10 protein-coding genes and 1 pseudogene are annotated in these 15,596 nt (G+C 72.2%); 1 reads left to right on the forward strand and 10 read right to left on the reverse strand.

Features of this window, described 5'->3' with window-relative positions:
- Window positions 1–20: 20 nt before the first annotated feature.
- Entirely contained in the window at window positions 21–1,580 is a 1,560-nt protein-coding gene (locus tag AWQ71_RS39050; RefSeq protein WP_169806737.1) for an ABC transporter substrate-binding protein, read from the reverse strand.
- A gap of 248 nt (window positions 1,581–1,828) precedes the next feature.
- Between AWQ71_RS39050 and AWQ71_RS39055 the strand changes: the two genes are divergently transcribed.
- Window positions 1,829–3,487, forward strand: coding sequence for a DUF885 domain-containing protein (locus AWQ71_RS39055; RefSeq protein WP_067144115.1), 1,659 nt, complete (start codon window positions 1,829–1,831; stop codon window positions 3,485–3,487).
- Here AWQ71_RS39055 and AWQ71_RS39060 read toward each other — a convergent pair.
- The 9 genes and pseudogenes from AWQ71_RS39060 to AWQ71_RS39100 all read right to left on the reverse strand — a co-directional run bounded on the left by AWQ71_RS39060 (window position 3,467) and on the right by AWQ71_RS39100 (window position 15,596).
- On the reverse strand, window positions 3,467–4,717 hold the full coding sequence (locus AWQ71_RS39060; protein ID WP_067144117.1) for an amidase: 1,251 nt from the start codon (window positions 4,715–4,717) through the stop codon (window positions 3,467–3,469). The two genes, AWQ71_RS39055 and AWQ71_RS39060, sit on opposite strands and share 21 nt — an antisense overlap.
- Window positions 4,714–5,916, reverse strand: coding sequence for a CaiB/BaiF CoA transferase family protein (locus AWQ71_RS39065; protein WP_067144119.1), 1,203 nt, complete (start codon window positions 5,914–5,916; stop codon window positions 4,714–4,716). The genes AWQ71_RS39060 and AWQ71_RS39065 overlap by 4 nt, the downstream gene beginning before the upstream one ends.
- Window positions 5,900–7,129: a methylaspartate ammonia-lyase gene (locus AWQ71_RS39070; RefSeq protein ID WP_067144121.1), complete on the reverse strand. Its 1,230-nt coding sequence runs from the start codon at window positions 7,127–7,129 to the stop codon at window positions 5,900–5,902. Before AWQ71_RS39070 ends, AWQ71_RS39065 begins: the two co-directional genes overlap by 17 nt.
- Entirely contained in the window at window positions 7,129–9,069 is a 1,941-nt protein-coding gene (locus AWQ71_RS39075) for a S9 family peptidase (RefSeq protein ID WP_169806738.1), read from the reverse strand. Before AWQ71_RS39075 ends, AWQ71_RS39070 begins: the two co-directional genes overlap by 1 nt.
- A 126-nt stretch (window positions 9,070–9,195) precedes the next feature.
- Window positions 9,196–10,842 carry a PucR family transcriptional regulator gene (locus tag AWQ71_RS39080; RefSeq protein ID WP_157570869.1) on the reverse strand — a complete coding sequence of 549 codons (1,647 nt, stop codon included), beginning with the start codon at window positions 10,840–10,842 and terminating at the stop codon, window positions 9,196–9,198.
- 618 nt (window positions 10,843–11,460) lie between these two features.
- Window positions 11,461–11,703, reverse strand: a pseudogene (locus tag AWQ71_RS44220) (IS5/IS1182 family transposase); the annotation flags it as partial.
- A 63-nt stretch (window positions 11,704–11,766) separates the two neighbouring features.
- Window positions 11,767–12,882, reverse strand: a complete 1,116-nt coding sequence (gene menC, locus AWQ71_RS39090) for an o-succinylbenzoate synthase (protein WP_067144242.1) — start codon at window positions 12,880–12,882, stop codon at window positions 11,767–11,769.
- 10 nt (window positions 12,883–12,892) lie between these two features.
- A complete protein-coding gene (locus AWQ71_RS39095) occupies window positions 12,893–14,407 on the reverse strand; it encodes a serine hydrolase domain-containing protein (protein WP_067144129.1) in 1,515 nt (504 codons plus the stop codon).
- Entirely contained in the window at window positions 14,391–15,596 is a 1,206-nt protein-coding gene (locus AWQ71_RS39100) for a pyridoxal-phosphate dependent enzyme (protein ID WP_067144131.1), read from the reverse strand. Before AWQ71_RS39100 ends, AWQ71_RS39095 begins: the two co-directional genes overlap by 17 nt.

A 15,596-nucleotide genomic window follows, 5' to 3' on the forward strand; every position in this document is an offset into this window, starting at 1 on the left:
TCCCATCCTCCCCGCCGTACCTAGCGCAGAACCCGGAGCGAGGTGGGCTCCAGCACGCGGGCGACGACGTCGAACGTGGCCCCGTTGCCCCAGTAGAGGTAGGGCGAGACGGCGATCGGGGTGATGTCCGCGTCCTTGATCAGGGCGCCCTCGCCCGCGTTCCAGTCGGCGCAGCCGCCGGTGCCGGACTTCGCCTGCGCCGCCTTGATCGAGCTGTCGAAGACGTCGTTGTGCATCGAGCCGTAGTTGATGCCGCCATGCGACGGGGTGGCGCCGGAGAAGAACGGCACGAGCGTGGCCGGGTTGGACACGCCGAGGCCGATGAGGGTCGCGGTCCACGGGCCCTTGCCGCCGAAGACGACATCGGACCGCGCGTTGAACGACTGTCCCTTGAGGTCCACCTTGACGCCCAGCGCCGTCCACTTCTGGCCGATGTACTCGGCCGCCGCCGCGGTCGTGGCGTCCTCGTTGTCGTAGACGAACGCGACCTCGAGCGGCTTGCCGTCCTTGGCCCGGGCTCCGCCGCCGGCGGCCGTCCAGCCGGCCCGGTCGAGCAGCGCCGCCGCGGCGGCCGCGTCGTACGCCGGCTTGTTCGGGGTGACGGTGTCACCGCTGCAGATCTTCGGGTCGGTCAGCAGCCCGTTGGCCTCCTGTCCGAGGCCGCCGGTGGCGACCTGGGCCAGTTCCTTCATGTTGAGAGCGCCGACGAGCGCGCGCCGGACGTTGACGTCGGCGGTCGGCAGACCGGCAGCCTGGTTGAAGGTGAGCTCGTCGTCGATGATGCTGCCGCCGTCCGAGAACACCTTGGCGGCCTTGAGCCGCCGGGTGTCGGCACCGGAGAGGTACGAGATGTTGACGCCCTTGCTCAGCAGGAGGTTGGCCGTCGTGGTCACGCTCGTCACGAGCTTGAAGGTCACCTTCGCCGGCATGCCCTTCTCGGCGGTCGAGGCGCCGTTCGGCCCCCAGGCGTACCCGTCGCGGCGGGTGTACGTGTACTGGTTGCCGGCCTGCACGCTGGAAAGGACGAACGGACCGGAGCCGGCGGAGGCGGCCTTCAGGGAGTCGCGGTTCTTGATGGCGCTCGAGCAGACCAGCGGCAGCTCGGCCAGGTTCTGGAAGAAGAAGGGCGCGCCCTCCTTGAGCTTGACCGCGACGGTGCCGGCGGCCTTGTCGGCCGTTGCCGTGGCGCCGGCAGGAACGGCGGCGCCGCGCATGGGCGAGCCGTTGCCCTCGGCGGCCACGTAGTTGATGTTGTCGGCCACCGTCTGCGCGTCCATCGGCGAACCGTCCGAGCAGGTGACGCCCTCGCGGACGGTCAGCGTGTAGGAGGTTCCCTCGCCGGTCCACGACTTGACGACGCTGGGCGCCACCTCGCCGGAGTCCAGCAGCTTGACGGGCGTGTCGTAGGCGAAGACGGCCATCATCTTGTTGACGCCGTTGACCGAGCGCTGCGGGTCGAGCGCACCGGGGTCGCTGTCGATCGCGATGGTGAGCGAGCCACCATCGGCATAGTCGTCGCCGGACGAGCTACCGGTGCTCCCACCGTTGGAGCAGGCAGCCAGCGCGACCGTCGAGCACAATACGGAAATCGAGACACGAAAAGGGCGATTTCGGACCATTGGCGTGTGACTTCCTCTGCGGCCGGCGGGACGAGCCAGCTCGGCGCTGGGTGATGTAACCCACGATTGAAGCCACAGCGCGACAGCGATTCTTGTCCAAGCCCACAAAGGTGCCCGTGCTCGATCGTGGCCAGACCCAAGCCCCACGGTCGCCCCTCACTTTAACGTCGTCCGTCAGACCGTACCCGACTAGGTGAAACATGGATCAAATGACGGAGAGGTCCGGGTTGGTGGACGTCGAAAGCCTCGGCAAGCGGTACCAGGAGCTCCGGTACCGCACGGCGCCCACCTGGGCGCACCTGATCGGTGAGTACTCGGTGGCAGGGCACTTCGAGGACGTCAGCGCGACGGCCGAGGCGGCCGAGCTCCGCGAGCTGCGCGAGGTGGCACATGCCGCCGCCGCGCTCGCCCGTACGCCGGACGGCACACCCGTCTCGCTCGACGGCGCGGTCCTCGCCTGGCAGGCCGCAACCAGAGCCGACGTGCTCGAACACCGGTTCGCCGAGCTCGACGTCGACCCGCTCTTCGGGCCGGTGACCCAGTTCCCTGGCCGGGTCGCCAAGCTGGCGCTCCCGTCCGCCAAGGTGGCCGGCGCCCTGCCGAAGAAGTACCGCGGCTTCGCGCGCAATCTGCGCGACAGGCTGGAGCGTCTCGCTGCGGGCCGCGCGGCCGGCCGTACCCCGGTCGCCTTCGCCGTGGCGGACACCGTGGACAGGGTGCGGAAGTGGCTGCACACCCCGCTCGAGGACGACCCGCTGCTGGCCGTCGACCGCGCCGCGCGCACGGATCACCTGCGCGCGGTGGTCGGCGAGGTGGTGCGCCCCGCGCTGGCCGACTATGCCAACGCGTTGACATGGGAGGTCGCGCCGTCCGCGCGGCCCGACGAGCGGTGCGGGCTGTGCTGGCTCGACGACGGCGATCGCGTCTACGCCACCCTGGTCCGCTCGCACACCACCACCGACCTCCACCCTGACCGCATCCACGAGATCGGGCTCGCCCAGGTCGCGGCCCTGGACGAGGAGTACGCCGCCCTCGGCCGGGAGGTCTTCGGCACCTCGGACGTGCCCGCCGTCATGGCCAGGATGCGCGACGACCCGGCCCTGCACTTCGACGACGTCGCCGGCCTCGTACGCGCCGCGGAGGTCGCCCTGGCCCGGGCGACCGACCGCGCCCCGGACTGGTTCGGGCGGCTGCCGCGCGCCGCGTGCGCGGTCGAGGCGGCGACGAGCGGATCGCTCGGCCAGTACATGCTTGCGCCGAAGGACGGCTCGCGGGGCGGGACGTTCGTCATCAACGTCTCCGATCCGCGTGCCTGGGCCCGGTACGAGGTTGAGGCCCTCGCCTTCCACGAGGGCGTTCCCGGGCACCACCTGCAGATGGGCCTCGCCGCCGAGCTCACCGAGCTGCCGGAGTTCCGCCGCACCACCACGGTCACCGGCTTCCTCGAGGGCTGGGGGCTGTACGCCGAACGGCTCGCCGACGAGATGGGCCTCTACAGCAGCCCGCTGGACCGGCTGGGCATGCTGTCGTTCGACTCGCTGCGGGCCTGCCGCCTGGTCATCGACACCGGCCTGCACGCCAAGGGCTGGAGCCGGCAGCGGGCCAAGCGCTTCCTGGCCGAGCACTCCCCGCTGAGCCCGGGGCACATCGACGCGGAGGTCGACCGGTACATCGTGACGCCGGGCCAGGCCCTGGCCTACTTGGTCGGCCGGCTCGAGATCGTGCGGATCCGGCGGGAGGCGGAGCGCCGGCAGGGTGCCGACTTCGACCTGGCCCGGTTCCACGACGTGGTGCTCGGCGCGGGGCAGCTGCCTCTGCCCTTGCTGGAGGCGCACGTCGCCGCGGCACTACCAGGCGTCGTCGGGTAGCGCGCCGGGCGGGCGGCGGCGATGCCAGTCGCTGACCGCCTGCACGGCTTCGCCCACCACGAGCAGGGCCCGGTCGGCGCCGCGCCGGCCGACCAGCTGTGCGCCGACCGGCAGCCCGGCCGGCGAGGGCGACACCGGCAGGCCGAGGACGGGCAGGCCGGTGACCGACCAGCAGCCGGTGAGCTGGTTGATCCGCCGGCTGGCGAGGGTGAGATCGCCGTCCCCGGCAACGGGCGCGACGAAGGGCGTGGCCGGCACGGCGATGACGTCGGCCTCGGCGAGCACCTCGTCGACCCGGGCCCGCCAAACGAAGGCCACCGCGAGCGCGCTCTCGATCTCCTCGGTGGTGACCCGGCGGCCCGCCTCGATCCGCCCCTTGATCCCGGCGCTGACGCGGGCGTCGTGCCAGTACGGCCGGAGATGGCGGATCGCCTCGGAGTTCTGCAGCGCGGCCATCGCCTGGTGCACCCGATCGACGTCGCGCAGGGCCACCCGCCGGATCTTCGCGCCGTGCGCGCCCAGCAGGTCGAGCAGGTCGCGGAAGCCGGCGGCGACCGCGGGCTCCAGGTCGTCGAGGAAGTACTGCTCGGGTACGGCCACGGTCAGGCTGGACAGGTCCCGCGGCGGAAGGGGCCGCGAGCCCGTGCCAGCCATGACCTCCAGGGCGATGCGGGCCTCGGCCGCACTACGCGCGAGCGGCCCGACGACGTCCATGCTGGGGCTCAGCGGCGTTACTCCCAGCGTCGGCACCAGCCCGTGGCTCGGGCGCAGCGTGGTCACCCCGCAGAACGCGGCCGGGTTGCGCAGTGAGCCGCCGGTGTCCGTGCCGATCGCGAGCCGGACCAGGCCCGCGGCGACCGCGGCGGCCGACCCGCCGCTCGAGCCGCCGGGGATCCGGTCCGGGTCCCACGGGTTGCGGCAGGCGCCCCACGTGTCGTTCTGCGTGGTCGCCCCGAAGCTGATCTCCTCGAGGTTCGCCTTGGCGACGATCCGCGCGCCGGCGGCCCGCAGCCGGCGCACCACCTCCGCGTCGATCACCGCCGCGGGCGGATGCGGGGCGCGGAGCCCGTCGGTGCGCACCGTCCCGGCGACGTCGATGTTGTCCTTGACCGCGATGGTCCAGCCCGCCATCGGGCCGTTCTTCTCGGCCGCGATGCCGTCCTCGATCAGCTGGGTGAAAGCGTTCAGCCGGGCGGCGAGCGCCACCACGGCGGCGGGAGCGCCGCTCACCGTTCACCGCCGAAGGCGCCGCCCCGTGCAAGATCGGCCAGTTCCGCGGCGCTCATGCCGAGTTCCTCCCGCAGGATCTGCTCGCGGTGCTCGCCGAGGCCCGGCGCGCGGTCCGGCACCGGGTTCTCCCACCAGGCGCGTCCCGCCGTGCGCACGTGCCGTACCGTACCGAAGCTGGGGTGGTTGGTGTCGACGACCAGGCCGCGCTGCGCGGCCTGCGGCTCCTCGAAGGCCTCGCGCAGCCCGTTGACCGGGCCGCACGGCACGCCCGCCGCCGACAGCAGGCCGACCCAGTGGTCGGTGCCGTGCCGGGACAGGGCGGAGTCCAGCACCGCGTCCAGCTCGGCCTGGTGCGCCTGGCGGCCGGCGAGCGTCGCGAACCGGGGATCGGCGGCGACCTCGGCGACGCCCAGCACCTTGGTCAGGCGCTCGAAGAACACCGGCTTGACGCAGGCGAGCATCAACCAGCCGTCCGCGGTGGGGTAGGCACCGAACGGCACTACCGAGGGGTGCGCCGACCGGGTCTTGCGGCGGGTCTCGTGCCCCCGGGTGAGGAACCAGGTCGCCGGGTAGGAGAGCATCGCCATCGCCGTGTCGAAGAGGCTGACGTCGCACTCGCCGCCGACGCCGTCGCGCCGGGCGACGTGGATCCCAGCCAGCAACGACATCGCCGCGACGACTCCGCCGCAGTAGTCGACCAGCGAAAGGCCGCTCTTGGTCGGCGGTCCGGCCGGGTCGCCGGTCAGGTCCATCCACGCGGCGAGACCCTGGACGACGTAGTCGTACGCCGGCTCCGCCCGCCGCGGCCCGGTCATCCCGTAACCGGACAGCGAGCAGACCACCAGCCGCGGATTGAGGTGGCTCAGGTCGGCGTACCGGAGGCCGAGCTTGTCCGGCACGTCCCCGCGCAGGTTGTACATGAGCGCGTCGGCGCCCTCGACGAGGCGGTGCAGCACCGCCACGCCGGCCGGAACCGAGAGGTCGAGGCAGATGCTGCGCTTGTTCCGGTTGAAGCTCTGGAAGAAGAGGCTGTCGTCGTCCTCGGCGAACGGCGGGACATGCCGCCCGATGTCGCCGCCCGTACGCGCGTCCTCGATCTTGATCACGTCGGCGCCGAGCTCGGCGAGGTGCAACGATCCGAACGGGCCGGCGCCGTACTGCTCGACGGCGATGATCCTGATGTCACTGAGTCCCGTCACGTCTGCTCCTGTGCTCGATGACCGCGTGGGTGCGTGCCATCTCGTTCCTGGTCACCATCACTGCCTCGTCAACACCCATGCCGGGCCGGGCCAGCAGCACGTCCGCGCCCGCGCCCATCGCGACGTGGGTGGCGATGCGGGCCGACAGGTCGGTCTCGGTGCACGACCCTCCGAGGTACGCCGCGACGCCCGCGGCCCGGCAGGCGAGAACGGACCGCACGGCGTCGTCGAGGCTGCCGACGTCGGGCATCTTGATTTGGATCATGTCGGCCGCCCGCGCGTCGAGGAAGGCCAGCACGTCCTCGTGGGTGTTGCACCACTCGTCGGCGACGATCTGGACGCCGGTTTCGTGTTTGCGCAGGCGCAGGAGGACGTCGATCTGGGCCTCCCGCGACGCCGCGCGCATCGGCTGCTCAACGCGCAGCGGGAACGGCGCGCACTTCTCGGCCAGCCGGGCGAGGAAGCCGGCCACCTCGGCCGTGGAGGGGAAGACGTCGCCGAGGGTGCCGTAGCAGTCGATGTGGATCACCGGCTGGTAGTCGTCGTCCGGGCGCCGCGCCAGCACCCGGTCGCGTACCCAGCCGACATAGTCCAGCAGCAGGTGGCCGCCGGGCCCGACGAGCAGATCGGCGTTGTTGATCAGCCCGTGCGGCAGGCTCTCGACCCGGCGCAGCACCATCCGGTCGACCGCGCCCCGCCGGTCCTCGCCGGACTGGGCGAGCAGCGGGACTGGACCGATCGGATCGGCGCCGCCGTACTCGGCGGCGACCACCTCGGCCATCGTGCGCCGGGTGGCGTTCGCGGCCGCATCGAGCAGGGCCTGGCTGACCCCGTACGCGACCGCTCGTGGCAGCCCGAGCGGCGCGATCAGGGCGGAGGTCTCCCGGAACGAGTCCACGGTCGCGTCCAGCAGGACGTCGCGCAGCACCGGCAGCCAGCGGTCGCGGGCCACCTCCGCCAGCAGGACGGGCTCGCGTCCGGAGCCGCCGGCGTACTGCACCGACACCCCGGCCCCGGTGGCCACGCGGTCGTCGTCGAGGAAGAGCAGAATCTGCAGCGACTCGCTGGGCTGGCGGATCGCGCGGTAGCCTGGGGTGAGCGCGGGGCCGTCGTAGAAGTAGCCGTCGCGTACCGCCCCGGCCTTGATCGCCGCCTGGTCGTCGTTGCTGTAGGTGCCGGTGCCGGGCACCGCCAGAATCCCCGAGACGCGCATCAGCCGGCGTACCTTGTCACCCAGTCCACGACCCGGGCGTTGTAGTCGCGCCGGAACCGGGGCGGGCTGTTGAACAGCATGTTGTGCGACGCCTCCGGGTAGATCACGATCTCGGTCTGCACGCCGAGCTCGCGCAGCGCCGTGTGCCACTGCCTGGCCTGGTCGAGCGGGCATCGGACGTCCGCACCGCCGTGCAGGAGCAGCGTGGGAGTGCGTACGTCGGCCACGTGGGTGATGGGCGACATCGCCGCGTAGTTCTCGGCGTCCGCCCAGAACGCGCCGCCCCACTCGCTGGTCGACAGGGCGCGCCGGTTGTCGGTCGTGCCGGCGGCGCTGCGCAGATCGCTGATGACGCCCCCGCCGACGGCCGCGGCGAACCGGTCGCTGCGGCTGGTGAGGTAGCAGGTCATGTAGCCGCCATAGCTGTAACCGGTCACCGCGATGCGGTTGTTGTCGACGAGCCCCTCGGCGACGAGCTCTTCGAGGGGCTCGAAGAAGTCCGCGGTGTCCGAGGTTCCCCACCGGCCACTCACGGCGCGGGCGAACTCCTCGCCGTAGCCGTCGCTTCCCCGCGGGTTGAGCAGCAGTACGGTCCAGCCGCGCGCGACGAGCTCGTGGTGGTAGAGGTGCACGGCCTCCGCGGCACCGTTCCAGGCGTTGTGCGGGCCGCCGTGGATGTCCAGCAGCAGCGGCTGCGGGCCGGTGGCGTCGGGGTCGCGCATGACCCATCCGGTGACGGCCGTCCCATCGGAGATGGTGAACGTACGCTCGGCGCGCGGGGCCAGACGCCGGCCGCCGAGCCGCTCGCGATGGTTGGTCAGCTGGGTCGACGTGCCGGTCGTGAGGTCCAGGACGTAGATCTCGCCGAACGTGTCCGGCCCGTTGCCGAGGAACGCGACCAGTGTGCCGGCCACGCTCAGGCTCGAGACGTTCTGGTCGGGCGCTGCGAGCAGCGCGGTGGGGGTGCCGCCGGTCTCGGGCATCGTGTACGGCACGACGTAGCCGCCCTCGCGCACGCAGAACAGGACCGTCCCGAGCTCCTGCACCACGCGCGGCGTCGAGCCGGGATAACCGGGCGCGCCGTACATGACCTGCCGGTCCATCTGCTCGGTGAGGTGCCGGGCCGTGCCGTCCGCCGGATCGACGAGGAGCAGGCCGGTGAAGCGCGCGGGCCCCTCCGGGTGGCCGCAGACCAGCAGCCGGGTGCCGTCGCCCGTCCAGGCGAGCGGCCCGGCGCTGCCGGATTCCGGGCCCGCCGGCCGCGGGACCCGTCCGGGGTCGCCGAGGTCGATGGTGTACGCGGCGGATTGCCGGGTGAGGTCGGCGTCCGCGGACATGGCGGCGGAGAAGGCGATCCGGGTGCCGTCCGCCGACCAGGCCGCCCCGGATGCGCTCCACTCACCGGCGGTGATCTGCTCGCATCCGCCCGTGTCGACGTCGGCGACGTGGATGTGCTGCCGCGGGGCGCTCAGCACGCCGGCGCCGTCAGCGTAGTAGTCGAGGCGACGGCTCACGACCGGCGCGCCCCACGCCCACGTGCCCTCGGACTCCGGGGGATCGGCCGGCGCGGTGAACAGCAGCCGCGAGCCGTCCGGGCTGAACGCCGGGGCGCCCGCCCCGCCGGGCCGGCGGGTGAGCTGCCGCGCCTCGGACGTCCCGACGTCGAGCAGCCAGATCTGGGGCCGGCCGTCGGTGGTGCGCAGGAAGGCGAGCAGCCGGCCGTCCGGCGACCAGGCCGGGGCGCAGTCGCCGACGCCGTCGGTCAGGCGGCGCGGGTTCCCGCCGCCGGTGGGCACCAGCCACAGGGCCTGCTCGACGCGGTCCGCGTCGAGGTCGTCGGTCTGGACGACGTAGGCGACCGCGCTGCCGTCCGGGCTGATCGCCGGTTGCTTGGGTACGTCGATCCGCCGGATGTCGTCGACAGTCAGATAGCGGTTCACACCGGTCCTCTCGTCGGTTGCCTGGATGCCGGACACCGCTGATCGTCACAAGTCCGGGGGCGGCGGCGCTGGTGTCGCGGCACGAAATTGCGGGCGCCGGGTAGCGCCGCGCGACGAGGCTGCCGGTCAGGAGCGCATGAAGAGCCGGAACTGGAGCATCAGCGACAGCCGCTCGTCGTGGTTGTCCAGGCTTATCCCGGAGACCTCCGCGACCCGCTTCAGGCGGTAGCGGAACGTGTTGGGGTGGACGTGCAGCGACGCCGACGCGGCGATGTTGTCGCCGAAGTGGTCCAGCCACGCGCGCAGTGTCGGCACCAGGTACCCGTGGCGCTCGTCCCGCTCGACGAGGCGGGCGAGCGGCCCGCTGAGGCCCATCCCCCGCGCCGACACCAGGTCGGCCATCTCCATCATGAGCAGCTCGTACGCGTGCTCGACCGTCGAGCAGACGCGGTCGCCCTGCTGCGCGCCGCGGGCCAGCCGCAGCGCGCGGTCGGCCTCCTCCCGGGCCCGCGGGAGGGCGTAGGCGTCGGGCGCGACGGCGCTGACCCCAATCACCGCGGCGGACCGCCGCCCTACCCGGGCGAGGAAGTCCTTCGCCATCCGCTGACCGCGGTCCGAGTGCGGGTCGGCGGCCGGGGGCAGCGGAACGATCCCGTACACGATGTCGCCGACCAGCGCGGCGGAGGCGCCCGGCTGGACGGTGCCGAGGTGCATGTCGAACGCGTCACCGATGCGCAGCAGCTCGGCCGCGCGGTCGCCGCGCAGGCGTGCGGGCTCGTCCTCGCCGTCCGGGAGCGCGACCGCGAGCACCAGCATCGGGCGGCGGGGCAGGCCCAGCCGGGCCGCGACCTCCTCCGCCTCCGGGCCGCCGGCCAGGACCTGGGCGGTAAGGTCCGAACGCATTCGGCGCTCCACGTTGGCGTTCGCGCGGTGGCTCAGCAGGTGCACGGCGACCGTGCCCTGCAGCTCGCGGAAGGCCTGCATCCGCTCGTCCGAGAGCGGACCGGGGACCGCGGCCCACACTGAGCCCAGGATCTCGTCGTCGGCCCGGATGCCCAGCACGACGCGGGGCATCGTGAAACCGCCGTACCCGCTCTCGGGCGGATCGACGAAGAGCGGCTCCTGGGTGCGGTACAACTGGCGGAAGATGCCGCGCTCGGTGAGATCCTGCGTGGCCCAGGGCGTGACCTGGCGGTTGAGGATCGCGCCGATGCGCGACGGGTCCGCCTCCTCCTGCCGGATCGAGAAGGCGAGCACCCGGGAGTCCCGGTCCTCGACCGTGACCGGCGCGTCGAGGATCTCGGCGATGGCGTTCGCCAGGGCGAACAGGTCGCCGGTCGGGACGCCACCGAGCGGCGCCGCGAGCGCGGGGCCGGACGAGCCGTTCACCAGCGGCGCGAGGGTCGCGGCGAGCTGGATCCAGGAGTTCTCGTTGCCGAGCGCGAGCACCGGCGCGACGCTCCGCGGGCCGGTCAGCGTGGCGACGACGCTCTCGTGGACGATGAGCGCGCCGCCCTGGCGTGCCACCCGCTCCCTGAGGGCGGTGAGCTGCTCACCAGCCTGGACCCCGACGGCAAGAACCAGGGGGCGCCGCGACCAGGCGACCTGGTCGGCCGGGTCGAAGATCACCAGGCCGTCGACGATCCGGTCGAGGTCCTGGCCGTCGAACGCCGGGCGGAGCAGGGTGTGGCCGGCGTCCTCCAGGATCCGGGCCAGCGTGATCGACGGTCCGTCTACCACGACCGATGCTTCCGGCTGCTCCGGGTGTCCCACAGCCATGATTTTAGCCACGGCCGGTTGGCCCGATCTTGTTCCACGGCACTATCGGCCTGCTCGATCTGGTGCGGCAGCACCATCTCTACGGGGCTTCGGGGTCACTGCGGGATGGGCGGTAGCGGTCGCCGCTGTCTATGAGGCCGCTGAATATCAGCGCTTCATCGGTCTGCTCAGCCCGAGGTTGGTGGGTGGTCCGGGTGCGTGGTGGTCGGTCGAATGCGTGGGTAGGCCGGTGGGGTGTGTCTGGGCCGGCCGGGACCCGGGGTCGTCAGGCGGTGGTCAGGGCCCAGGTCCCGGCTGTGCGGGTGAGGCCGCGGTTGATGAGGTTGCGGTTGATGAGGTTGCGGAGGTTGAGCGCGGCGGTGCTGCGAAGGTAGCGACTCGGGTGGCGCTGATCGGCCGGGTGCTGCCGTTGGGGCAGGTCACCGTGCCGGCTTGCTCGTCAACGGTGAAGTCATCGACGGTGAACCCGCCCTCAACCGCATTCTGCAACGGCTTTGGTTTGATCACCGCAGTGTCGCCAGCCTGGCCGATCGCGTCGCGCAGGTCACCGGTGCCGTAGGCCGAATCGCCGTACCACTCCCGGCGTTGGTCGCTGTCGCTGTGGTGCGTGCGTTCGGTGGTGTCGGCGTCCGACAGGTCCAGCAACGTCTGCAACGTCAGGATCGAGGCCGCCACCGACGCCGGCATCGATGGACGGCCCTTCCCGGACGGAAACAGATCAGCGAACTGCTCGTCCGGGAACAGCGCACCGCGATGCTCGGCCAGAAACGCGAACATACTGCCCTCGGGCACCAGATGACCCACCAGTGCGGCGGCGTCGAGAAGCTCCCGGTCTGCACGCTCCACACCCCGCACCCAGAAATCATCGCATCTCGGTATAAATCACTACAGACGACACGCCGATTCTTCAGCGGCCTCCTATAGGGGTAGCCACTCGGTGTGAACTGTTGCTGCGGCGAGAGCTTCGGGGTCGGGGGTGACGCCCAGGCCTGGGCCTTCTGGGACTGACATGTAGCCGTCGCTGAGTTCGAGGGGTGGGGTGATGTCCTGGTGGTAGAAGCGCGACGAGGCGGAGATGTCGCCTGGTAGCCGCATGCCGGGCAGGGCGGCCAGGGCGGCGTTCGCGGCGCGGCCCAGGCCGGTCTCGACCATGCCGCCGCACCAGACCGGGACGTCGTGGGCTTGGCAGAGGTCGTGCACGCGCCGGGCCTCGAGGTAGCCGCCCACCCGGCCGGCCTTGATGTTGACGACACGGCACGCGCCCAGTCTGATCGCGTCGGCCGCGGCCCGGGCGGAGGTGATCGACTCGTCCAGGCAGATGGGGGTTCGCAGGTGGCGGGCCAGCTCGGCGTGGCCCAGCACGTTCTCCTCGGCCATCGGCTGCTCGATGAGCAGCAGGTCGAAATCGTCCAGTTTCCGGAGTTGGTCGACGTCGGCGAGCGTGTACGCCGCGTTCGCGTCGACCTGCAACGGGATGTCGCCGAACGCGTCCCGGATCGCGCGCACCGCCGCGACGTCCCAGCCTGGCTCGATCTTGAGTTTGATCCGCCGGTATCCGTCGGCCAGGTAGGCGCCGACCGCGGTGACCAGCTCGTCGAGGGTGTCCATGATGCCGACCGAGACGCCCGACGGCACCGACGTGTGGACGGCGCCGAGCGCGCGGCTCAGCGGCATCCCCAGACCCCGTAGCTCGGCGTCCCAGACCGCCATCTCGAGCGCCGCTTTGCTCATCCGGTGCCCGCGGAAGCGATCCAGCGCGGCGCTGACGAGGTTGACGTCGATGGCGGGCAGGTCGCGCAGCGCGGGCACGAGGAAGTCGCGCAGCGTGATCATCGCCGCGCCGACGTACTCCGAGGCGTACAGCGGGTGCTGCGCGGCGACACACTCGCCCCAGCCCTCTGCGTCGGCGGTGACGGCGCGGAGGATCAGCACGTCTTTGGTCGTCTGGGTGCCGAAGGAGGTGCGGAACGGCGACACCAGGGGCAGCCGGAGCCGCCGCATCTCGATGCCTTCTAGCGCGGATACCTTACCCATCAGGGTCACCTCAGTCCTCGGTCCGGGTCAGGGGGATGTTGGCGTACGCCGGGCCGGCGTCGCCGACCGTCAGCACCTCGCCGGTCGCGGACAGGTAGCGTCCCGGGCCGGCGGCGGTAAGCTGCAGGGTGATCGGGGCGTCGAGGGAGCCCCCACTGGGCAGGTCGATCACGGCGTGGTCCCCGTCCTGCCGCAGGCGGTACGGCGCCATCGGCACCTCCCCGACCCGGGATTCGTAGTCGCCGGCCAGGCCGGGTTCGAGCGTCGACGGGCCGAGCTCGGGCACGGCGGTCCGGTACCGCACATCGCCGGTGGCGGCGTCGAGCTGGTAACGGACGTGCCCGGCCGCGTCGCGCAGGAACACGGACCGGCCGTCGACGCCGTGAAGTTCGCCGTCGCGGGCGACGATGTCCCGGATGTCGCCAAGGCGCCCGACGTACCGGCCGGCCGCGTCCTGCGGGTAAGGCGAAGCCGCCGCCGGGGGTGGGGTGGCCCGCGAGCCGTGGCCGTCCGCGAGCCGCCGAACGATGTCGGCCGCCAGCTCGTTCTGCAGGTCGTGGTCCACGGAGTTGGTGAGCACCGCACCGCCGATGCCGAGGTCCGGCAGCCAGAACACCTGGCAGAGGAAGCCGAAGCCGGCCCCGCCGTGGTGCAGCACCCGGACCCCGGGCGCCCAGCGGTCGACGTAGAGCCCCAGCCCGTACCCCTGGGTCTGCTCCTCGGTCAGCCTCGGGAAGTCCAGGTGTTGCCGGGCCAACTCGGGCCGTAGGACGCCGTCGCCCTCGCGCAACTGGAATCGCAGGTAGCGCAGTACATCCGCCACGCTGGTGTAGAGACCGCCCGACGGCACCATCGGCACTCGCCGGGGCACGTCGCGACCCGCGCGGGCGAACGTGCGGGAGTGCCCGAGCGCCCGGTCCTCGTCGCCGTCGAAGGCGCCGAAGTCGAACGTCGACCGGGTGAGACCGAGCGGCTCGAACAGCCGCCCGCGCATGAACTCGGCGAACGTCTCCCCCGCTGCAGTAGCCACCACCTGGCCGGCGAGGTCGATCCCGAGGTTGGAGTACTCGTGGTGGTGGCCGACGGGGAACCGCAGCCAGGTCTCGGGGATGCTGGCGAGGTGCTCCTCGAACGTGGCGTCGCCGACCTCGTAGTTGGACCCGACCGGCGCCTCGTGGGTGAAGCCGGCGGTGTGGGTCAGCAGGTGGCGCAGGGTGATCCGGCGTTCGGGCCGCTCCTCGAAGTCGCTGTGTACGGTGAAGTCCGGCAGGTGGCGCAGGATCGGCTGGTCGAGGTCGACCAGGCCCTCCTGCACGGCCAGCAGCACGCCGGTCGCGGTGACCAGCTTCGACGTCGACTGGACGCTGAACATGGTGCGGACGCCGATGCCGCTGCCGAATCCCTCGGCCCACAGGACGCCGTCGGCATCACACAACCCTACGGCGACCCCCGGAATCCCCCGCGATCTCGCTTCGCGGGGAACGGCTTCGGAGAGGTACGCGATGAGCTCATCGACCCGCGACATGACCCGACCCTTCTTCGGTACGACCCCGCGCCGTCGACGATCCGGCCAGGACCGCATCGTATCCGGCCGGATTGGTGACCCCCTCGGTGTCGAAGAGGACGAGCGTGGATCTGGGCCGCAGCAGCGAACCCGCCCGCGAGTCGAGCCGCAGCCGCCGGAGACCGGCCAGGCCGGCCGCGCCGCTCTCGCTGGTCGCGACGCCGAGCGCGGCGAGGTCGCGGACGGCCGCGGCCACCTCGAGGTCGGAGACCCGGGTGGCGGCACGGACGCCCCGCTGCAGCGCCGGCCATGCCACCAGCGAGACCTCGCCGCAGTTGAGCCCCGCCATCGTGGACTCGTGCGGTCCCGGCACCGTCACCCGTTCCCGGGCCGCCAGGGACTGCCATAGGCAGTCGGCCGCCGCCGGCTCGGCGGTGACGACGCTGCACGACCCGCTCGCGAGGCTGCGGACCGCGGCCGAGGCGAACGCGCCCACGCCCACCGGGACGAGCGCCAGGTCGATCGACGCGTCCGAGCCGAGCGCCGCGGCGAGCTGGCGCCGGGTCTCGGCGAAGATCGTCGAGTAGCCGGCGGCCACGGCCTCGGGGATCCGGGTGTACCCGGGCCACGACGTGTCCGAGACGAGCAGCTCGTGCCGACCGTCGGGCCGGTCCCGCTCCGCGCTCTCGGCCGACCGGCGAACGGCGTCGTCGTACGATCCGGCGACCACCTCGACCTCGGCGCCCTCACCGCGGATCGCATCGACGCGTGCCTCGGCCATGTCCGCGGGCACGAAGATCCGGCTGTTCAGGCCCAGCCGGCGCGCCAGGTACGCGACGGCGCGGCCGTGGTTGCCGTCCGTGGCGGTCGACAGGACGATCGAGGCGCGCAGGGCGCCGGCCGCCTCGGCGAGCGCGTCGAACGTCGGGAAGGGCACGCGGCCGATGTGGCCGGCGATCGCCACGCTGACGGCCCAGCTCGCACCGACGACCTTGAACGACGGCAGGCCGAGGCGCTCGACCTCGTGCTTGACGAGCACGTGCGCGACGCCGACCTGGTCGGCGATCGCCGGCGCCGGCACCAGCGCGGACTCGGCGAATCCCGGGATCGATCGGTGAAAGTGCTCGATCGCGTCCGGAGGGCGTTCCGCCCAGCCGTCGAGGGCCGACCACGCCGGGTTCCACAGGACGTTACTCTCGAAGTGCGCCAT

It is taken from the genome of Microtetraspora malaysiensis (assembly GCF_001528665.1).
Lineage (GTDB): Bacteria > Actinomycetota > Actinomycetes > Streptosporangiales > Streptosporangiaceae > Microtetraspora_A > Microtetraspora_A malaysiensis.